The sequence below is a fragment of the Acinetobacter kyonggiensis genome (genome assembly GCF_900107285.1).
Classification (GTDB): Bacteria; Pseudomonadota; Gammaproteobacteria; order Pseudomonadales; family Moraxellaceae; genus Acinetobacter; species Acinetobacter kyonggiensis.
The window spans coordinates 1-21,539 of record NZ_FNPK01000005.1 but is presented as its reverse complement, the minus strand read 5'-3'; the positions used below and the strand labels follow the sequence as shown (position 1 = coordinate 21,539).

General features: G+C 35.0%; 19 protein-coding genes and 1 pseudogene. 13 read left to right on the top strand and 7 right to left on the bottom strand.

The genetic code is table 11. The annotated features are described in order from the left end of the window. Positions 1–2: 2 nt before the first annotated feature. From BLV99_RS05415 to BLV99_RS05405, 3 genes are all read right to left on the bottom strand, one after another. Entirely contained in the window at positions 3–1,478 is a 1,476-nt protein-coding gene (locus BLV99_RS05415; RefSeq protein ID WP_092688489.1) for a type I restriction-modification system subunit M, read from the bottom strand. 53 nt (positions 1,479–1,531) lie between these two features. Continuing rightward, positions 1,532–3,907, bottom strand: coding sequence for an EcoAI/FtnUII family type I restriction enzme subunit R (gene hsdR / locus BLV99_RS05410; RefSeq protein WP_092688486.1), 2,376 nt, complete (start codon positions 3,905–3,907; stop codon positions 1,532–1,534). A 183-nt stretch (positions 3,908–4,090) separates the two neighbouring features. Continuing rightward, positions 4,091–4,975 (bottom strand): hypothetical protein, encoded by an 885-nt coding sequence (locus BLV99_RS05405; protein WP_092688483.1) that lies wholly within the window; start codon positions 4,973–4,975, stop codon positions 4,091–4,093. Between the two features lie 136 nt (positions 4,976–5,111). Between BLV99_RS05405 and BLV99_RS05400 the strand changes: the two genes are divergently transcribed. Continuing rightward, the gene (locus tag BLV99_RS05400; RefSeq protein ID WP_092688480.1) at positions 5,112–5,291 is read left to right on the top strand and encodes a hypothetical protein; all 180 of its coding nucleotides are present in this window, start codon (positions 5,112–5,114) and stop codon (positions 5,289–5,291) included. 203 nt (positions 5,292–5,494) lie between these two features. Here the strand turns inward: BLV99_RS05400 and BLV99_RS05395 are convergent, their stop codons facing one another. Continuing rightward, positions 5,495–5,707, bottom strand: coding sequence for a helix-turn-helix domain-containing protein (locus BLV99_RS05395; RefSeq protein WP_092688477.1), 213 nt, complete (start codon positions 5,705–5,707; stop codon positions 5,495–5,497). Between the two features lie 207 nt (positions 5,708–5,914). Next, positions 5,915–6,283, bottom strand: a complete 369-nt coding sequence (locus BLV99_RS05390) for a helix-turn-helix domain-containing protein (protein WP_244516281.1) — start codon at positions 6,281–6,283, stop codon at positions 5,915–5,917. Positions 6,284–6,569: 286 nt separating this feature from the next. Between BLV99_RS05390 and BLV99_RS05385 the strand changes: the two genes are divergently transcribed. From BLV99_RS05385 to BLV99_RS05360, 6 genes are all read left to right on the top strand, one after another. Next, positions 6,570–7,052, top strand: coding sequence for a hypothetical protein (locus tag BLV99_RS05385; protein WP_092688473.1), 483 nt, complete (start codon positions 6,570–6,572; stop codon positions 7,050–7,052). Positions 7,053–7,181: 129 nt separating this feature from the next. Continuing rightward, the gene (locus BLV99_RS05380) at positions 7,182–7,373 is read left to right on the top strand and encodes a helix-turn-helix domain-containing protein (RefSeq protein WP_092688470.1); all 192 of its coding nucleotides are present in this window, start codon (positions 7,182–7,184) and stop codon (positions 7,371–7,373) included. A gap of 173 nt (positions 7,374–7,546) precedes the next feature. Continuing rightward, a complete protein-coding gene (locus BLV99_RS05375) occupies positions 7,547–8,218 on the top strand; it encodes a TnsA endonuclease N-terminal domain-containing protein (protein ID WP_092688467.1) in 672 nt (223 codons plus the stop codon). Positions 8,219–8,220: 2 nt separating this feature from the next. After that, positions 8,221–9,810 (top strand): Mu transposase C-terminal domain-containing protein, encoded by a 1,590-nt coding sequence (locus BLV99_RS05370; protein WP_244516280.1) that lies wholly within the window; start codon positions 8,221–8,223, stop codon positions 9,808–9,810. A gap of 23 nt (positions 9,811–9,833) precedes the next feature. Further along, positions 9,834–10,984, top strand: a protein-coding gene (locus BLV99_RS05365) for an IS3 family transposase (protein ID WP_092688464.1) whose coding sequence is annotated in 2 segments (ribosomal slippage) — positions 9,834–10,074 and positions 10,074–10,984 — 1,152 coding nt in all. Because the reading frame shifts where the segments join, the coding sequence is not laid out codon by codon here. An 81-nt stretch (positions 10,985–11,065) separates the two neighbouring features. Next, entirely contained in the window at positions 11,066–11,257 is a 192-nt protein-coding gene (locus tag BLV99_RS05360; RefSeq protein ID WP_213030959.1) for a hypothetical protein, read from the top strand. A gap of 39 nt (positions 11,258–11,296) precedes the next feature. Here BLV99_RS05360 and BLV99_RS05355 read toward each other — a convergent pair whose 3' ends face one another. Continuing rightward, positions 11,297–11,620, bottom strand: a complete 324-nt coding sequence (locus BLV99_RS05355) for a hypothetical protein (RefSeq protein ID WP_092688461.1) — start codon at positions 11,618–11,620, stop codon at positions 11,297–11,299. Between the two features lie 123 nt (positions 11,621–11,743). On the opposite strand from BLV99_RS05355, the pseudogene BLV99_RS18020 reads away from it, so the two are divergent. The 5 genes and pseudogenes from BLV99_RS18020 to BLV99_RS05335 form a co-directional block, all read left to right on the top strand. Continuing rightward, positions 11,744–11,854, top strand: a pseudogene (locus tag BLV99_RS18020) (IS5/IS1182 family transposase); the annotation flags it as partial. Positions 11,855–11,993: 139 nt separating this feature from the next. Continuing rightward, positions 11,994–13,475 (top strand): ATP-binding protein, encoded by a 1,482-nt coding sequence (locus BLV99_RS05350; protein ID WP_092688458.1) that lies wholly within the window; start codon positions 11,994–11,996, stop codon positions 13,473–13,475. After that, the gene (locus tag BLV99_RS05345) at positions 13,465–16,236 is read left to right on the top strand and encodes a Z1 domain-containing protein (protein WP_092688455.1); all 2,772 of its coding nucleotides are present in this window, start codon (positions 13,465–13,467) and stop codon (positions 16,234–16,236) included. The genes BLV99_RS05350 and BLV99_RS05345 overlap by 11 nt, the downstream gene beginning before the upstream one ends. Beyond that, positions 16,229–17,185 carry a PD-(D/E)XK motif protein gene (locus BLV99_RS05340; RefSeq protein ID WP_092688452.1) on the top strand — a complete coding sequence of 319 codons (957 nt, stop codon included), beginning with the start codon at positions 16,229–16,231 and terminating at the stop codon, positions 17,183–17,185. Before BLV99_RS05345 ends, BLV99_RS05340 begins: the two co-directional genes overlap by 8 nt. 10 nt (positions 17,186–17,195) lie before the next feature. Next, entirely contained in the window at positions 17,196–19,271 is a 2,076-nt protein-coding gene (locus BLV99_RS05335) for an AIPR family protein (protein WP_092688449.1), read from the top strand. A 27-nt stretch (positions 19,272–19,298) separates the two neighbouring features. Here the strand turns inward: BLV99_RS05335 and BLV99_RS05330 are convergent, their stop codons facing one another. Continuing rightward, positions 19,299–20,840 carry a DNA cytosine methyltransferase gene (locus BLV99_RS05330; protein ID WP_092688446.1) on the bottom strand — a complete coding sequence of 514 codons (1,542 nt, stop codon included), beginning with the start codon at positions 20,838–20,840 and terminating at the stop codon, positions 19,299–19,301. 463 nt (positions 20,841–21,303) lie between these two features. Between BLV99_RS05330 and BLV99_RS05325 the strand changes: the two genes are divergently transcribed. Continuing rightward, a partial coding sequence (locus BLV99_RS05325) for a transposase (RefSeq protein WP_131725231.1) occupies positions 21,304–21,539 on the top strand: 236 nt, incomplete at its 3' end.

Here is a 21,539-nt window from a genome sequence, read left to right as displayed (position 1 = left end):
CATTATTGCCCTAAAGCTTCGTCTAAAATTGCTTTTAATTGCTGACGAATTTTAGCAACCTCAGTTTCAAGGCTTTCATATTTCGCTAATAACTCTTCAGGGTCTTTAGCATCTTCTTCAACTTGATGGGGGTTTTTTATATCAAGGTTATAGCTGCGACCAATAATATCTTGAAGTGATACTTTCCACGCTTGTTCATTTTCTACACGACTAGCAAAACCATCACTTTCTTTCCCCCACCATGCTTTTAAAGTATCGAACTCTTTAAGTTGTAACGGTTTAGTTTTGTTATAGGCTTTTACACCTTGTGGTAATTGATGCTCATAGAACCACACCTTTTCTGTTTTCTTACCTTTGGTAAAGAACAAAATATTGGTACTAATCGATGTATAAGGTGCGAATACAGACTTAGGCAGACGAACAATCGTATGTAAATTACAATCTTCCATTAATTTTTCTTTAATGGCTGTTTTGATACCTTCACCAAACATAAAGCCATCTGGTAATACTACTGCTGCACGACCATGCGCTTTTAAAAGCTGAATGATCAGTATCATAAATAAATCGGCAGTTTCACGAGTCTGGAATTTTGAAGGGAAATTCTTTTCAATCCCTTGCTCTTCAGTACCACCAAATGGAGGGTTAGTCAGGATCACATCTACACGCTTATCAGTTCCCCATGAAATCAACGGGTAAGATAAAGTATTGTCTCTACGGATTTGTACAGGTACATCAATACCATGCAGAATCATATTAGTAGTACAGAGCAAATGTGGTAAAGGTTTCTTTTCAATCCCGTGAATACTATTCTGCAAAACTTTTTCATCTTCAGCAGTTTGAACATAATTTTCACGTTTATATTCAATTGCTGAAGTAAGGAATCCGCCCGTACCACAAGCAGGATCAAGTACAGATTCACCTAATTGAGGATCTAAAATCTGTGCCATAAAAGCTGTTACAGCACGAGGAGTATAAAATTCCCCTGAGTTTTTTGCTGCTTGTAAGTCACGTAATAACTGTTCGTAAATATCACCAAAAGCATGACGTTCTTTGGATTTATTAAAATCAAAACCTTTCTGAATTTGGTTAATAATTTTTCGAATTAAACCACCTGATTTCATATAATTATATGCATCAGCAAATACATTTTGTACTACACGAGCGCGTGGGTCATCATTTTCTACAGCTAAATTTTGTAATGCAGGGAACAATTGATTATCAATAAAATCTTTCAGTTCATCGCCTGTCATACCCTCATCATTGGCAGCCCAATTTCGCCAACGAAATTTTTCAGGAATCGGAGATTTAAAAGTTTGTCCTTCCAATAAAGCTAAAGTTGCAAGTTCATTTTCTCGATCATCAACAACCTTAAGGAACAACATCCACACCAACTGCCCAAGACGTTGTACATCACCATCAACGCCCACATCTTCACGCATGGTATCTTGAATGGATTTAATTGTTCCTGAAATGCTCATATTACAACTGCATTAAACTTAAAAATTTGGCGGCAATTGTACCAATCAAGTGATTAAGATGCATCCTCATATAAGTGATCTCCTAACTCTTTTAAAGCATTTGTATATGCTTCAACCGATCCAAATGACTGAATAATTTCAATGATTGACCCCATTTGATTAAACGGAGGAATTTGTAAAATCTTTACATCTTCAATCGGCTCAATTCCCTGATCTGCATATTTATCGAGTAATGCATCCAATACTTGACGTGCCTGCTCATTGTACTTCGTAAAGTAATTGCGTTTGCGTACATTATTTGCACGTTCTTTTTTAGTTAAAGCAGGCTGGTCAAAAGCTATATGGCAGACCATATCGAATGGATCAAAGTCTTTACCAACTTCATCCTCTAAAGCTTCAAAAATCACGCCTTGCTTCTTAAACTCATCAATAATCAAAGACTTTTTATCAGCACCTTTCCACTTTCTCAAGAAAGCATCTAAGGACTCATAATCTTTCAAGATATGTTCCCTTGTATAATTTTTTAAGGACTCAGTAACCAGTTTTCCATCATTATCATAGAATTGAACTCGTTCCCCGATCACACTAACAGCCACATCATTTACATAGAATTTTCTTGGTGGCTCACCATCACCGCCACCAAAGTCATCATCACCAGAATCACCACCTGTTATTGAGTCATCGTCAGGACGATCTGTATCATCCTCTTCGTTTGTATCTGGCTCATCAGGCGGTACAACAGGTTCATCAGGTTTGGGTTCATAAATTACAACAGGCTCACCATCAAAAGCTGGATCACTAAAAAGCTCTGTAGCTTTCTTGAAATCCATAATCGTAAACCAAGTTTTTCCAAACTCTTCATTGATACGAGTACCACGTCCAATCATCTGTTTGAACTCAGTCATAGACTTAATATGCTGATCAAGCACAATCAATTTACAAGTTTCTGAATCCACCCCTGTGGTCATCAATTTGGAGGTTGTTGCTATGACAGGATAACGTTCTTCGGGATTAATAAAGTTATCTAATTCAGCCTTACCATCTTTATCATCGCCAGTAATACGCATGACAAATTTACGGTTTTCTTTAACTCGCTCAGGATTCAAATTAACCAATGCCTGACGCATACGTTCTGCATGATCAATATCATCACAGAATACAATTGTCTTAGCATAAGGGTCTGTATTAATAAGAAACTCAGTGATTTTTCTTGCAACAAGTTCAGTTCGTTTTTTTAGAACAAGTCCTTTATCCATATCCTTAAGGTTATAAATACGATCTGTGATCTCATTCCCACGATGATCTTTTTTTCCTTTTTCAGGACGCCATCCTTGTAGGTCTTTATCTATATCGATACGCACAACTTTATAAGGTGCAAGGAAACCATCTTGAATCCCTTGTTTTAATGTATAGGTATAAACTGAATCACCAAAGTAGGTAATATTGGAAGCATCTTTGGTTTCTTTTGGAGTAGCGGTTAAACCAACATGAGTCGCAGAAGTAAAATATTCTAAAATTTCACGCCAAGCTGAATCTTCTTTTGCACTTCCCCGATGACACTCATCAATCACAATTAAGTCAAAGAATTCAGGAGAAAATTGCTTATAAATGTTCTTTTCTTCTTCTGAGCCTGTTACTGCCTGATAAAGTGATAAATAGATTTCATAACTTTTATCAATCATACGATTCGATATTTTAGTCATATGCTGACCAAACGGTTTGAAATCTTTATTCTTTGTTTGATCTACTAAAATATTACGATCAGCCAGAAATAAGATTCGCTTTTTGGCACCCGCTTTCCATAGTCGCCAAATGATTTGAAAAGCTGTATAGGTTTTTCCTGTTCCAGTTGCCATGACAAGTAAAATGCGGTTCTGCCCACGCGCAATCGCTTCAATTGTTTTGTTAATTGCATTAACTTGGTAATAACGAGGCATACGTCCTGAGCCATCGTCATAATATGGGTATTCAACAATTTGTTTAGATTCGGGTGCAGTTAACCCTTTATATTGCTCATACAGTTTCCATAAATGTTCTGGTGATGGAAACTCATCTAATCCTAACTCTTGCTCAACTTCTCCAAATAATCCTGTTTGGTCATGGAATAAGAAACCATCACCATTACTCGAAAAAACAAAAGGTACTTGTAAGCAATCAGCATATGCCAAAGCCTGTTGCATTCCAGCTCCAATACTATGGTTATTATCTTTTGCTTCAATTATTGCTAGAGGAATATTTTTTTTATAGTAAAGAACATAATCTGCACGTTTTCGTTCACCACGGGTATGTAGTTTTCCACGTACCATGATTTGACCATTGGTAAAAGTTACTTCTTCACGGATTTGATGTGCAGTCCATCCTGCTTGTTCTAAGGCAGGGTTGATAAATTTACTACATATATCTCGTTCAGATAGTTTCTTCTTATCCATTCTAAAGCCATCTATTTAATCTTTATAATTAGAATAATGAATTTTGAAAACTATTGATAGTTAATCAATAGTTTAAAAAGAAGTAATGAACAGCATTCTTAAACATTGAATATGTAATACCTAATTTATTAAATAATTTTCAGTTCAAAGATGTATATGCCCAGATAAAATTCAAGTTAATATTTAGTAGTCACACTTATACCAACCTTGCTTGCTGTCCCAAATCACTCTACCCGACTCTAAAGGAGTCTGTTTATATAGAACATTAGGTCCTGATGATATTTGATTGAAGTTATTCAGCCAGCCCTTCATATTAATTTTCAAATTAGCATGATCATTTGAAAAACCTTCAAAACTAGCTATAACTATGCCATCAACTTGATGATAAGTTGCTTGCCCGAGAACGATAGTCCCAGTAAATTCAAACAATTCTGCATTTTTACAAATCGTTTGACCAATATCCTTAGATTTAGGAGCATTAATCACTAAATTTCTTTCATAGTCATTTTTTAATCGCTGTTGTTCAAGTTTGTGTTTTTCAATAGCTAGTTTTTTATTATTTTCTTCAATATTCTTTTGCGACTGATATACAGTGAAATTGCTGTGTACTTCATTATCAGAAATAACAGCTGTTTTAAGGGTTACAAAGTTTAAGGGTTGTCCCATTCCACCAATACGAGATAAGACAGGTTCAATAGATACATTCCATGGTGCTTTTGATGCACATGTAAATGTGCCTGTTGCTGAAATGAGGCGTTGATTATTCAAAGCAGGTATATGTGTACCCCTTAAATAGCGAAATAGACTCTTAGACACTTGAAAGAAACGACCATCTTGAGTAGCACAGAAGTTACTCATATAGACATAAGGAATTAAAGCATCAGGTACAGAAGCTTCAAATAAGTACTCTTTACCATTTCCACCTTTACCGTTCAGCGACTTAGCAGCGATTAAATCATTTGGTGTTTTATAAGCTTTTACATCACTAGGCTTAATCGAGTTCGCTGTTACACATCCTACAAATGGTAAACACAAGCTCAAAACAATAAATAAATCTATATTTTTCATTTAGATAATTCCGACTATATATAAAATCAGGTATTTTTAATATTATTGAATGTAGTAAGACTAACACAAAAAGAGGATTATAATCCTCAAATTAAATTAATTGAACTTATAATGTTTTAAATTTGGAGTTGTTTTTATGACTAAATTCCCAGATGACTATCAAATGACACGTCAAGAAATTGATGATTTGCGTCAAGATACTAAAAATGCTTTGAAATCGCCTGAATATTTAGCATTGCTAAGCCAGATCAAACGATTAGATATATCAAAAGTAAAACAACTACAGGATGTTGCGCAAATAGATAAAAATAAATGAAAGATTAGAAGATTTCATTTCAAAATTTAAGAAAAACAAGAATATAAAAACATGAAAACTCGTACATATCCTGCCGAGCCTTGAAATTGGGATAATCTAATTATAAATGCTCTCTGATGATTGAGGCTATACCAGTTACACTACCCAGATAAATATGCTTAATTTATGGGATCAATGATTTAAAAGAAAGAACCATCACTTATTTAATCTTTCGGCAAAATAACATGTGGTTCAACTTCAAGGATATGTGCAATTTCATAAAGTTTATGAACAGTAATATTCACTTCACCACGTTCAATTCGACCAAGATAACTACGGTCTATATTGCAAAGTAAGGCTAATTTTTCTTGGGTAATCTTTTGTTCAGTTCTACACACCCTAATTGCTTGTCCAATTTTTTGTGCTAAATCGTTCATAAGTTTTATTCCCATAAAGAATAGAACTATTCATTTTTGAGGACTAAGTATCCACGGCTTATAATCCTCATATGAATCCAATTTAAAACTTTCAGCACATGAAAGCTTAAATTGTAGAATTTATATTTTTTACGATTTAATTTATTCTTGTATCAAGCCCTTAAAAAAATAAAGTAAGGTAATTTGAATCATTCGACACCATCACACCTAAAAATCATCACTTAACTTATCAAGACTTCGTACTCTTTTAGGATACTTTTGAATATCTAAAGCCTTACCAACTTCATCATGATCTGGATGGGCTAGTTCCGCTATAGAATCTGCTATATTCAGTGAAATTAGAACCGTCACTAAATTTTTGAAACTTATACTTGGATCGCCCTTTTCCATTCGACTAATCGTGCGTTCATCTACATGCACACGATTCGCTAATTCTTGGATCGTGATACGTCTACGAACTCGAGCAATTTTAATATTCTCACCAACACACTGCATTAACTCAGCAACGCCATCGATCATAAAAAGACTTGACGATTTCTTCATATAATTCTCAGTAAAATCCAGCAAAAAAGACATTATATCCAGCTTAAATTCACTATAACCACATTTAATGTCCACTTTATCTTAGACTCTTGTAAACCCACTGCTAGCTTAGACATATGGCACTAAATATTATTTTATGAATTTCAATGTGATAGTTCAGCCCACAATTAAAAATACTATCAATAAAAAACTTTTCTAATGCTTAGATAACAAACAAATGCTCACATAAATTTATGTGAATGCTTAACTGCAAATGTTGTTTTAGATATAATGCATAATTAGAGGATTATAATCCTCAATAATATATCAAGTGACTTAGATGAACGAAATCAAACATATTCTTAAAGAACAATTTCTTTTATTGGTTGAAAACGATGTACTGATAACATGGTCTAAGCCTAAAGATCTTTGGATGCGGTTTGACGAGCCTTCTCAAACAACAAAATGGCAAACCTATTCTCTTATTAGGCAATTAGAGAAATTTGGGTATATTAAGAAACAATATGATGAATCTGGTATCTTTTATTATTCAGAAACAGATAAATTAACTGACTTTAGGGTTAATCATTGTCAAGAAAAAGCCACAAAGATATTAACTGAGGAGTTAAGACTACTCAAACAAGAGAAGGCTGAAAAAGATGTTGAAATACAAATAACTAGAGAACTCAGCAAGCAATTACCTGAAATTAACTTCTGCCTTAAAAATCATATAAAAAATAGTCAAGATATTATAGTCAAACTAGATAACAAGAAAAAAATTATATCTAATATTATTAAAAATATAGAATCATGTATTTATTAAAATAAATAAAATGTTTTAATAATATTAATTATATCCATAATAAAAAATATAATCCGATATAATAAACTCTTGCAAAATCTAAAAAAACAACTATTTTAAGATAATGTTCAAATTATTCTTATTACTACTATGAAGACTAATCAGCAAATCAAAGATGATTTTGAGAAAGCCGGAATAACGATTTCCGACTGGAGCTTAAAACATAATTTTTCAAGAGATTTAGTTTACAGAATTCTCAATACAAATCGCTTACCACGACGTGGTGAAAGCAAAAGAATTGCTATCGAACTTGGATTAATTTCAGAGGAGAAAGAAAAATGACTTAAGAAAAAATAAAGCGGATTCATAGAATCCGCTCTACCCGTTTGCATTCAAGAGAAAGCTAACTATTGGCGTTTTTAGTATCTCTTGATTGCAATGTTCCGTCAAGCCTTGAGCAATAAAATCAAAATTGCTCAGAGCTTTATCTCATCCTAAAAAATGTGAGAACAGCGATGCAATCAAGCTATTTAGAACAAAAATTAGAGCGTCTTAATCAAAACCTACATGAAAAATTTGAAGATGCTTTTCGAAAACAAACACATGTTTCATCAAAATTTATTGGTGAGCGTAGAATAAAATCGCGTATAGGAAGTCGTGTTTCACTATTTCCAAGCGTTAAAAATAAAGGATTAATATGTCTCGAAAGTAATTTAGAACTCGCTCATGCAATAAATTTAGAACGTAATGACGATATTCTTGAGTACAGAACGCAAGCCATTCAAATATTCATCACTGAAAAACAATATATTATTCCTGATTTTGTTATTCGCACTTTAAATGGCTATGAGGTTCATGAAATAAAACCGAATTTAAAAACAATTTCAGAAAGAAATCTTTCAAGGTTTAAAATAGCAGAGGATATTTTAAAAAATCATTGTATTAAATTCAAGACTTTTGATCGTAACAACCTTCTTTCAAAACAAGATTATCTCTTTTTAAACATCAGTTACCAACGCGCAAATTATAAAATATTAGATAAATTTGATTTAGATAAAGCAGAAATTATTATTAATCATGCAGAATTTAAGAGTAGAGAAGACCTATACCTTTTAATGCAATCAAATAGTTTAAGTTCAATGATTGCTGATCATTTTATTTTTTATAAAAAAATTTTAGGGATTTAAATATGAAGAATAATTTTAATCTAAATATTGGTGATCGCTTTACCTACCTTAATGAAATTTTTGAAATAACTTATATCGAGCAGGAAACAATTCGCTATTCCAACTTTATAAGTGGAAATATGTATTTTATAACAAAAGATGATTTAATGAAAAAAATTTTATATGGAGATATAAAATTAACTACTTTAAGCGTTCCACTATTGCACAAAAATCAAAAGCTAACGATTGAAGAAATTTTTCAGTATATAGACTATGTTGTTTCAAACAAAATCCCATGCTCAATTAAGCATTTGAATTTTGCAATTATAAATATTACTCAAGAAAATCCGAGTCTAAGAAAAATAGCTGCAAGTACGCTAGCAAGGTATATAAAAAAGTATCGAGATAACTCAAATGCATTTAATTTTTTTTATCAAGGAATTGGTGGAAATAATAGTTTTAGATTCTCAATCGAAGCTGAAAAAATTATTAATGAGGTTCTTCTAAATTTTATAAAAGAACGAGAAAATTTCAGCCCAAATGATGCTTATTTAATTATTAAAGAGCGAATCAGAGCACTCAATACAAATACCAAAGTACCATCAGAGCGTACCATATATCGGCGCGTTCATAAATTTGATCCTTATATCATGGTCAAAAATAAAGAAGGAAAACGTAAAGCAAATCGAATTTTTAAAGCTTCGGGTCGAAGCTTAATATCTCCAAGTTTACTCGCAATAGTTGAAATGGATACCCATGAAATTGACTGCATCATTTTAGATAAAAATGGTAATGCACTCGGTAGACCAGAGCTTTGTATCGCAATAGATGTTTATACACGAGCAATCGTCGGGTGGCACTTATGTATGCTTCCCCCTTCTGCAACAAAAACATTATTAGTTCTTAAAAGCATGTTGATAAGACCTCATCGCGGTTTAACAGGAGGTCTTCCGACCGTAATAATTCCGGACAATGGTTGTGAATTTAATAATAATGCGCTTGCCAATTTTTGTAATAGTTTCCATATTACCAAATCAGAATCACAACCCTATTCCCCAGATGATAAGGCTCATGTTGAAAGTTTCTTTAAATCACTTAATGAAAGTATTATCCATAAACTCAGAGGTACTACATATTCATCACCATTACATCGTGGAGATTACGACTCTGTCGGAAACGCTTGTTATACACTAGATACATTAAGAGATTTAGTTAACGAGTGGATTGAGAATATTTATCATAAAAGAGTTCATTCAGGTACACAGCAAAGACCTGAAAAAATGTGGAGAGAAGCATCTAAAATATTTCCTGTTTTAACCATTCCTGAACTAGAAATTGAAAGAAAATGTCGGACTGTTTTTCGATATAAAATCAACAAAGGGCAAATCAACTTAAAAGGTCTAAGGTATAAATCTCAGGCCCTTGCCACATTAAATTATCTTTTCAAAGAAAAAGTCACTATCTATGTTGATCAACTAGATTTAACTACGATCTATGTTCAAGATCCTTTTAATACAAGTAATCTAATTCAAGCTGACTCAATTTATCCTGAGGCAACTAAAAATTTGACTTTGAATAGCCACCGATTTTGTAGACACTTTTTAGTTAGATAAAATGGCTAATTAACGAGGTGTTTATGAGCAGTAGTAAAAGATATCCTGAAGAATTTAAAATTGAAGCAGTAAAGCAAGTTACTGAAAAAGGTCATAGCGTGGCTGAAGTTGCTACACATTTAGGTACAACCATGCATAGTCTGTATGCCTGGATTAAACGCTATGATCCTAAACAGCCTAAAATCACAGAATCTGATGATCCACTTGCAGAATTGGCAAAGTTAAAAAAAGAACTACAACGAGTCACTGAAGAAAGGGACATATTAAAAAAGGCCGCGGTGTACTTCGCAAGCCAGTCCAAATGAGGTACGCCTTTATTCAGGACAATCAGCACATATGGCCTGTCCGTCGATTATGTTCAACTCTAGATGTTCATCACAGTGGTTATTACGCTTGGCTAAAGCAACCTACTAGTAAAACTGCAAAGAAACGGCAACAGCTTTCAGGATTGATTAAACAGTTCTGGCTAGAATCTGGTGGAGTCTACGGCTATCGCAAGATTCACTGTGATTTGAAAGATATTGGTGAAAGTTGCGGGATCAACCGAGTATATCGGCTTATGAAAACTAATGGTCTTAAGTCACAGCGTGGCTATCGCAAACCTAGAGCTCATACCGGTACTCCATCGATTGTTGCTGCAAATACTTTAAATCGCGAGTTCAACCCAATTCATCCCAACCAACTGTGGGTGACTGATATTACTTATATTCGTACTCACGAGGGATGGTTGTATCTTGCAGTTGTAATTGACTTGTTTTCACGTCTTGTTGTTGGCTGGTCCATGAAATCTAGAATCACAACAGATCTAGTTTTAGATGCGTTATTGATGGCTTTATGGCGAAGAAAACCAAAGAACAAGGTGTTGATTCATTCTGACCAAGGTAGCCAATACACTAGCTATGAATGGCAGACATTTCTCAAGCACCATAATCTTGAAAGTAGTATGAGTCGTAGAGGCAATTGCCATGATAATGCTGTTGCTGAGAGCTTCTTTCAGCTGTTAAAGCGAGAGAGGATCAAGAAGAAAATCTATATAACTAGAACTGAAGCAAGGTCAGATATCTTTGAATATATTGAGATGTTCTACAATTCAAAACGCAGACATGGTTCCAATGGTCAGCGTTCTCCATTAGATTATGAAAAGGTCCATCAAAAGATGGTTATGTGTGTCTAGAATTTTGGTGGCTATTCAAACATTGAAGATCTTGTTTATTGGAAAATTATCCATAAACATGAACTAATTAAGGTTTTAAAATTGAAAGAGGAGTTTCTTACTGGCGCTGAAGCTAGTTCTATTTTAGGTATGCGCCATTCTCATATCACTAACTTACAAAACCAAGGCGTTGTAAAACCTTTCTATTTTGGTAAAACTGAAAGTAAGATCCGACTTTTTAGAAAAGAAGATATTTTAAAATTGAAATATTCAAAAGAAAATATATCAATTTAACTCTATCTTTTAGCAGTATATTTTGGCTTAGTAAAAATATTAAGCCATTTCTGATAACTGTTTTTTCAATATATCAATTCTCGTAACTAAACTTTCCATACAGTTTTTATATTTTTCATAAAGTGGATTACTTTTATTGTTCCAGCCATCGAGTACCTCTTTAGCTTCTTTGTATTCATCTTCAAGTTCAAAAATTCTGCTTTGTAATGCTACCTTCTTATCCCACTGTTCTAATAATTTAGCTTCGATTTCTTCAAAAATCTCTTCTTCCTTAATAATCTCTTTAAAAATTTTAGCTGATTGATAAACCACTTGTAGTTCTTTAACTTCTTCGTTAGGGTAATTTTTTCGATTATCACTCATTTCAGAACCTTTTTAGAATGATTTTGCTTCAATTAGGATAAATGATTTCTGAATAAAGAGTAGCTATAAAATAAGTAAATATTCAATCCGTATTGTCTTAGTATTGAGCATGTATTTAGTAGTTTGAAGAGCTTTAAAATCCTTGCTGAGCGTTATCGAAATAGAAGGAAAAGACTTGGTTTGAGATTCAGTTTAATCGCTGGAATCTACAATCTTGAATTGAACAAAAAGTGAGTTATGAAAAAGTTCTAATATATTTAATGCTTTATAGCTATGCACATAGAAGTTGGGGTATGTAATACTATTAAAAATAGAAGTTTGTCATATATTTAAGGAATAACTTAAATATAAATATATAAAACTAAGAGTAGTCATGAAAGAAATAGAAAACCCACCCCACGCACCTTCTTTGCTAGAGTCCATGAGATCTATAGGTTACTCCTTAGAGTCAGCACTTGCTGATTTGATAGATAACAGCATTTCCGCTAAGGCAAAACAGATTAAGATAGAATATCGACCTTACGATGATGATCCCTACATTGCGATTGTCGATAATGGGATCGGAATGTCTAGAGAAGTCTTGATGGATGCTATGCGTCATGGAAGTACTAATCCTCGAGACGTTCGAGCGCTTGATGATCTTGGGCGCTATGGTCTGGGACTAAAAACATCTTCTCTTTCTCAATGTAGGAAAATGACTGTTGTTTCATTAACGAAGGATGGCAGTCTTACGGCTTTTTGCTGGGATCTAGATGTCATTTTGGAGAAAAAGGCTTGGGTCATGTTAGAGCTTAACGAACATGAAATCTCCTCAATACCTAATGTAGCGGACTTACAGGAATGGGGAGCTGGGACAATTGTCCATTGGCAGCAACTTGACCGATTGGCGGCAGGTGAAAGTTCTCTAGTATCTGCTATAGGAGAGCAAATGGATATTGCTAGAAACCATTTAGCATTAGTTTTCCATAGATTTATAAGCCCTGAACCTGGTCGCTCCCGCATTTCAATTTCCATGAACAACCTTGCTCTACCCTCTATCAATCCCTTCCTATCTGATCATACGGCTACACAGCATCTTGATGAAGATAGCTTTAAGGTTGAAGGCCATAAAGTTGTTGTGAAACCATATATTCTTCCGCATGTGAGTAAGCTTAGTCAGTCTGCAGTTAATCAAGCAGGTGGGAATTTAGGCTTACGTAGTTTGCAAGGTTTTTACATCTATCGTAACCGTCGATTGATAATATGGGGAACTTGGTTTCGTCTTGCTAGAAAAGATGAACTCAGTAAATTAGCTCGTGTTCGTGTCGATATACCCAATACACTCGATCATTTATGGACATTAGATGTAAAAAAATCTGCGGCATTTCCTCCAGAAACTGTACGCACTAATTTACGAAGAACTATAGATCGGATAAGACAAGTAAGTGGTCGAACTATAATTTTTCGTGGACGGAACGTACCAAAAGGGGAAATAACAACGGGTTGGCATGAGGTTCTTAATAGAGATGGGGTGCGTTTTGATATTAATAGAGATCACCCATTAATTAAAATCTTTGCAGATACGCTACCAAAAGATCAAAAGGGTTCGTTTGAAAGCGTATTAAACACAATTGAAAGCTCCTTCCCTTCAGAAGCTCTGTATTCAAGAATGGCTTCAGACGTTCGAGCAACTCCAAATGAAGAAAACGTAGAGAGTCGACTACGAGAGATGGTTATAAGTATATTAGACACAACGAAAATGAATGCAGAATTACGACTGAGCTTCTTGGCAAGTCTTCATTTAATAGAACCATTTAATCAAAACACTGAAATTACGAGAAAAATTGTAAAGGAATTAGAAAAAAATGAAGAGTAAAAAAGCAATAAAACTATCAGAGAATGCTCTTAGATTAGAACAGACTATTCGCGGATGCTTTAATAGCAATATTCCAACTGAAGAAGACATTTCAAAAATGGCGAGTGATTTACGTCATATTCCAGCATTCTCAGTTGAAAATGAAGAGTATGATCAAATCATTAAACGTCTTCACGAAAGCTTAACTATCTATATGGAGTTGGGTAGCTGTGTTGAAGACAATTCAGATCCTTGGCTTTCGGCACGAAAATCCGAAATCGATCCATTTTACTGGGGTCGCTACAAAACAGATCTGCTTCGTCAAGGATGGCCACACAAAGTAGTAGATTCCCTTGATAAGGTTACAGATGAAATTTTGGATCGAGTGGGTGATCCATTCAATGAATCAGGATGGTCTAAGCGCGGAATGGTAATGGGTGATGTACAATCAGGTAAAACCTCTAACTATACTGGATTAATATGTAAAGCCGCAGACTCAGGATATAAGCTTGTAATTTTACTTACAGGTACTCTAGAAAGTTTACGGCGTCAGACACAGGAGCGATTAGACTCTGGTTTTGTCGGATTGGAAAGTGCAGGTATCGTAAATCGCACGCTTCAACGGAGACTAGTTGGCGTTGGTCTTATTAATCCAGATAAGGGTGCGGGCGTTTTCACATCTACGATGTCCGACTTCAAAGAAACTACAGCAAACCAATTAGGATTTAAACTAAAAAACTATAGCGAGCCTGTTTTATTGGTTGTTAAGAAAAATAAAAAAGTTTTAGAAAATCTTACGAACTGGCTAATTACTTACAATGCCAATAATGCAGGTAAAATAAATTTACCTCTATTGTTGATCGATGATGAAGCAGACAACGCCTCTGTTAACACCAATCCGAAAAAAGCTACAGCTATTAATTCAAGTATTAGGAATTTATTAAAAGTATTCCCTCGTTCGAGTTATATCGGATTCACAGCAACTCCATTCGCAAATGTATTCATTAATCCTGAAACAACAAGCGATATGCTAGGTGATGATCTATTTCCTAGAGATTTCATTTATACCCTTGATGCTCCTACAAACTATTTTGGAGCCAGTAAAATTTTTGGCGACAAGGCCGATCCAAAGCATCTAATTTCTATCAATGACGCAGAACATATCTTCGGCGAAATCAGCAAAGATGACAACACAACAACTTCTGACATCGCAAAATTAAAAAATGACAGTATTGTAAGTGAGATACCAAAGTCATTAATAACTGCAGTACAGTGTTTTCTTTTAGTTAACGCAATTATGGACTTGCGAAACAACTCACAAAAACATAGATCAATGCTGGTCAACGTTAGTCACTATACAAATATTCAAAACCAAATAGCTGACATCCTCGATGGAGTTTTGCGCAGAATGCAGGAAGACATTCGTCACTACTCTATGCTTGAAGATATTGATTCTCAAAAAAACTCAACAATGTCAGATTTACACCATTTGTTTGAAACGGAGTATTTAAGCTCTGGAACAACTTGGGCTGAAATTAAATCAGTTCTGGCTTCTTCATCTCTACCAGTTCAGCTGTGCACAGTAAACCAGAAATCAGGTTCAGCTAGTCTAGATTACTCACTTTACAAAGAAAATGGGCTAAGAACTATTGCCGTTGGAGGTAATAGTCTAGCTAGGGGAATAACATTAGAGGGACTTTGTGTTAGTTATTTTTATCGCAGAACACAAATGTATGATGCCTTGTTGCAAATGGGGCGATGGTTTGGGTACCGCAAAGGCTATGAAGATTTATTTAGAATATGGATTTCTGATGCATCTAGTGATTGGTACTCTTATATTTCAGTTGCATCTGATGAACTTAGAGATTCAATTCGGCAAATGCAAAACTCCAGATTAAAACCAGTCGATGTTGGATTGAGAATCCGCGCCCATCCTGAAGCGCTCCTAATTACCGCAAGAAATAAAATGCGTGATTCTGAAGTAATAACTGGATCAATCAACTTAAACAATGAACTAAAAGAAGCGACTCGACTATCATCTGAGTCAGACGTTCTTCTGGGAAATTATGTAAAAACAGAGCAACTAGCTCAGGAATTGGTTGATTCGTGTACTGAAAAACGTGTTGATGCAAGCTGTCCCCTTTGGAAATCTATCCCCAAAGAAATTGTTGTTGATTTCCTTGACTCATATTCATCCCATCCATTGGACACTAGGTTCCCATCGGCTATAATAGCACGTTTCTTAAAAAATTCTAAAGATAGTATTCTTGACAACTGGGATATAGCATTTCCGAATGGAGAGCTCGACTCAGAAGATTTGGTTCAAGGTCTTCCTACGAAAGCGCTTAGACGCAAAGTAACATTAGATTCTGAATCAAGATCATATTTGGTAGGCGGCAACAAGCGACGACTTGGTGATGCCTCACATGAAAAAATAGGCTTATCTGAACCTGTCATTAAAATTGCTGAAGATAATTTCAGGAATAAACCCGAAAATAAAGAAAAAAAATCAGTACCTGGAAAGGCCTATCGTCAAGAACGCCAAAAGCCATTGCTTCTGTTATATTTATTAAAACCCGAGGACAAAGATAATAATAATTATGTGGAGCTCCCAGATAAATGTAAATTTATGGTTGCAGTAGCTCTCGTATTTCCTGCGCTAAAAAACGGTGGGGAAAATTTTACTTATCGAATTAACCTAGTTGAACTTCGTAACTTAATACCGAACGAAATTGATAATGTAGATGATGAAGATGTAGACGAGGAAGAACTCTATGCATGAAGATCTATCTAACAGATGGAGCAAACTTCCACTAGGCTCGGATGAATCAGTATTTCAATTGTTCGATAGCACTCATCCTTTAAGGTTTTACATAGGTAAAAGTGTAGAGAATTATAGAGTATTGATGCTTGTAGTGGGCTCATGTCCTCCAAAAATTAAAAGTATGAGAGCTATCAAAATTAAATCCTATTTTCGAGACGATGAGAGTTGGGCTTTAGTTTTGACATTGGATAGCCCCCTTTTAGAACCAATGTTCTCACTTCTTTGTGCTGATCTAATTAACTTCTCAAATAAAAATTTCATAAGTGAAGATGAAGCTTTGGCTTCTGTTTTACGCCGCCTGACGTACTGGCGGTTATTGCTTGAACGTGAAACATTGAATTTATTAAGTGAGAGAGAAATAAGAGGTTTGTACGGAGAGTTACTTTTTTTACAAAAATTATTTGATAAGTTAGGCGTGAATAGTGCATTAAAGTCTTGGGTTGGTCCGTTTGATGCCCCTCAAGATTTTCAAGCTGATGAGTGCTGTTGGGAAATAAAGACTATTAGACCTTCAGCTATTAAGATTTTAATTTCCTCAGAGTTTCAACTTCAAGTTTCTAAATCACCAATTTACTTAGTAGTAATTGAGCTTATCGAAGCATTAACTTTGAATGAAGTAAATTCATATTCTATAAATAGCTTGGTTGAAAAAATACGATCAATGCTATGGGATGACATTGTAGCTTCTGATTTATTTGAAGAAAGATTAAGTCATACGGGTTATTCGCCCAGAAGTGAATATGATGAGTTCATGTATCGAGTTGGTGATACATCTACTTATGAGGTTACAGAAGGATTCCCTTGTATAACTAGCGCAATAATAGCAACTGGTGTAAGCAAGGTTAGATATGAGATAAACATATCAGACTGTGAAAAATATTTAATAAACACAACCAACAATATTTGAGCTAAGCAAAATGACTCTTGAAGAATTCAGAAAGGATTTACTAGAAAATGTAAGGGTGCGCGCAGAATCAAATCTTGATTTCAATCGCGTAGGTTTTGTTGAGGATGTAGGGGAACGGCTTTCTGATGCAGAAGAATTTGTAGATTTTGTAGTTTGTAGATTTGAGGGTGTTATCGGGAAAAAAAACTTGAAATTAGATGGTTACTCTTTCGATGAAGCTGACAACAGCCTTGCGTTGTTAATAGTAGATTACTCTAATGATGATGATGTACCTTCTTTTAATACTGCTGATGCTATGAAAGCTTTTGGAATGTTACGAGCCTTTGTTGAGGAGGCTCTCAAGGGTAAGCTTTCAGATGGGTCTATTGAAGAGAGCCAGCCAGCGCATGGTTTTGCATGTGACCTAATGGATTGGCAAGCAAAAATCACAAAGTACCGCTTCTACCTTGTTAGTGACGGATTACTAAAAAGCAGAGCCAAAGATTGGCCTGAAGAACATTTGAATGGAGTTGGAACTGAGTTTCACATTTGGGATGTGGCGCGACTTCATACAGCGTACATTTCAGCAACAGGCCGCGATGAGCTAATTGTTGATTTCAATGAGTTTGGTGGAGGGCTTCCCTGCCTAAAGGCAGCGGAATCAAAGGGCGATTATCAAGCATATCTATGCATGATTCCTGGGGCAAGTTTAGCTCAAGTCTACGAGACATATGGTAGCAGATTATTAGAAGGTAATGTTCGAACTTTCCTTAGTATCAAGGGTAAGGTCAACGCCAAAATTCAGGTAACCATTCGTAATCAGCCAGAAATGTTCTTTGCATACAATAACGGTATTGCAGCCACGGCAGAGGATGTTGTGATTGAACAGAGTGAAGCTGGTCTTAAAATTGTCAGTGCTAAAAATCTTCAAATTGTTAATGGAGGTCAAACCACTGCATCATTAGCTATTGCAGCAAGAGGAACAACAGGGAAAAAAGATGCAGTGGACTTATCTTTAGTAATGGTCCAGATGAAGCTTTCCGTCTTGCCTTCTGAAAAGGCTGGAGAGCTAATACCAGCGATTGCTCGTTATTCTAATAGTCAAAACAAAGTAAGCGATGCCGACTTCTTCGCCAACCACCCATTTCATATTCGATTGGAAGAATTCTCTCGCAGAATATTCACGCCCCCAGCAATGGGAACACAATATGGAACACATTGGTTCTATGAGCGTGCAAGGGGACAATTTCTAAATGAACAGGCTAAATTAACTCCAGCCCAGAAACGGCAGTTTTTAATTCAGAACCCTCGTGCACAAATGCTTACCAAAACAGATATAGCGAAAATCCAAAATACTTGGAAAGAGTTTCCGCATAAAGTTAGTTTGGGTGCTCAAAAGAGCTTTATGTACTTTTCAGAATTAGTTACCAAGAATTGGACAAGCGATGAATCACTATTTAATGAAGAGTATTTCAAAAATAATGTAGCTTTAGCCATATTATTTCGTAAAACTGAGGCTCTGATTAGTAATCAAGACTGGTATCAGGGAGGTTATCGAGCAAATATTGTTACTTATACACTTGCCAAATTGCATAATATGATTTCAGAGCAAGCACTTGGTAAACAAATGGATTTGCGTGCAATATGGGATAAACAATCCGTATCTACTGTCGTGCAAGATCAAATTACAATTATCGCCAAGCATGTGTTGGATCTTTTAACTGACGAGGATCGCCCAAAAGACAACGTTACGGAATGGGCGAAGATGCAGCTTTGTTGGGACAGTGTAAAAGAATTTGAAATTCCTCTATCTACTGAGATGCTGAATTCACTGCAAGACATTCGTGAGTTGATGAATGAATCAAAAAAAGCTAGTGAAAATCAAAAACAAGATAATAGTATTACTGCACAGATTGCAGTAATAGCTGTAGATGGTAGTGAATGGACTCGTATGCGAGATTGGGCTATTAAAAATAATCTCCTCAATCCAAAAGAACTAGATCTGTTAAAAGTTGCTATACAAATACCCTTAAAAATACCCTCAGAAAAACAATGCTTATTGATTCGGAAAATTCAAGAGCAATTAATTTCTGATGGGTATATTTAGTTTGTTGATAACGTTTTACCATTTATCTTAGGTGAATAACTCATAAACAATTTTTGATATTTGATTTGCAAGGTATGAAGGAACCGCATTACCAACTTGAACATACTGTTGAGTTCTATTACCCTCAAAAAAATAATTATCAGGAAATGTTTGAATCCGAGCTGCCTCACGTACCGTAATGCTTCTACATTGCAACGGGTCATAGTGAATGAAATAATGACCATCCTTAGAAATATGACAGGTAATTGTCGTTGCATATTTCCCTTTTGCTTGAACTCTGAATCGGTCTGTAAATTTACCAGATTTCCAGTTTTTATGGTCTGGTGCTAAAAAATCTGGAAACTCATGTGATTTCGGATTCGGATTTTCCCTTTCAGAGTATTCCTGCGCAAATGCTGTACAGAAGAGATAACGCCTTAGGTCTTCGACTATATGACCTCGAGTTTCGTGATTTAAAATGCTTTTTAATTTAGGGTCTAAAACCCAATCATGCAAAGTTTTTGGGAGCTTTGACTTTTTAAGCTTACCGTCTTTATAGACTAGAGCCCCACGAGTTAGATTTAGCAATTGTTTAGATTTAAAGCCTGTAACTCTCTGTGCTACATCATTGAATTTTAATTGGCTTAACTGTTTAGGCATTGATTTAATAAATTCGGAAATTATTTCATTCCAGTTCTCAGTGGTATCGTCATTTTTTGATAGCCCACTGCGTAAGCGAGGTAAATCACCAATTACTTGTTCAATATTCACTGGTTCCGTTGGGATTAATGTCGATGGTATTTTTTTTATATCCTCTCTGACACCTAATAGAATAACTCTATGCCGAGATTGAGGTATTCCATACGCTTCCGATTTTATAACAAAGTCAGAAGTATCTTTATAATATGGATTAAGCGGATCTAATGCAGGTTTCACTAAAGAGTAAATTTTATAATTTGCACCGTCTAAATTTTTGATTGCTTTTGATGGGTTTTGTAAGTCATTAATTATTCGTGGAAATAATTTCTCTCCATCTATTGATGAAGAAAGAATTCCTTTAACGTTTTCCATAACAAAAACTTGAGGATTTACAATACAAAGTATATTTAAGTATTCTTTATAAAGAAAATTCCTAATATCTTCTTTTGCATTGTATTTTTGATCATTCATATTTTTAGCTCTACCAGCTAGTGAATACGCCTGACAAGGGGGACCACCTATAACAACTCTAAACTCCTCTTCCTTTCCAAGTCGCTGCTTAATTGTTGAATGAATTTCAAGATTGTCTGTACCTAGTGATTTGGGTTCTTGAAGTGTCTCCTCTAATGCTGCCTCACTTTCTTTTGGGTAAAGAGAAAATAGTGTTTCTCTAGTAATCTCTCCCTGTATATATTGGTAATACTCATTAGGGACACAATTTTTTTTAAATTTTCTATAAAAAGAACGTAAAGTTAGTGTTCTGTGTGCGCTCGCCTCTTTTTCTACAGAAGCTATAATTGAAAATGGCAACTTTCCATTTTCTGTTTTGAAAGCCGTAAATCCTTCGCCTAAGCCACCAGGACCTGCAAATAGGTCAATAACTTTAATCATCTATGTCTATTACTTTTAATAGTTCCAAGTAGATAGCATACCAGGTTTCATTATATAAACTAGGTATGATACCCCTATTAATTTTAAATTATTAGATTCAGATATGTAGTGTTAACTTAAAAAGTATTAGAGCGTCGCACAGCTATGGAACTGTTTCAAAATTTGTCGATTCAAAAATTTCGGCTGATATGCTCACTCAGCTAGATAAGTGTGCTCGACGTTTTGGTACCATATAGACAATTACACTGTGCATTCGATAATAAATGCCTCAACCCACACTATGATTTCTGCCTTTACTTTTCCATACTTAGAACCAATTGATTGGTAACGTCTACTCCCGAAAGCCACACGTAACGACAGTGATCTCTCTGGGCTAAGTTAGAAAAGAGAGGTGGATCAGGAAATTTGAACAACACTTATAAGTGATATTTTGCTCCCCAAATGATGTTATAAACATCAATATATGGAGTATTTTATGGCACGTAGACCAAGAAGAAATCATTCAAATGATTTTAAAGCTAAGGTAGCACTTGCTGCGATTAAAGCAGAAAAAACACTTGCTGAATTGAGTGCTGAATTTGATGTTCATCAAAACCAAATTATCGACTGGAAAAATCAACTGATTTCAGCTTCCTCGCAAGCTTTCGATCAATCAAAAGCTCCAACAGAACCACCCATCGATCTAAAAAAACTACATGC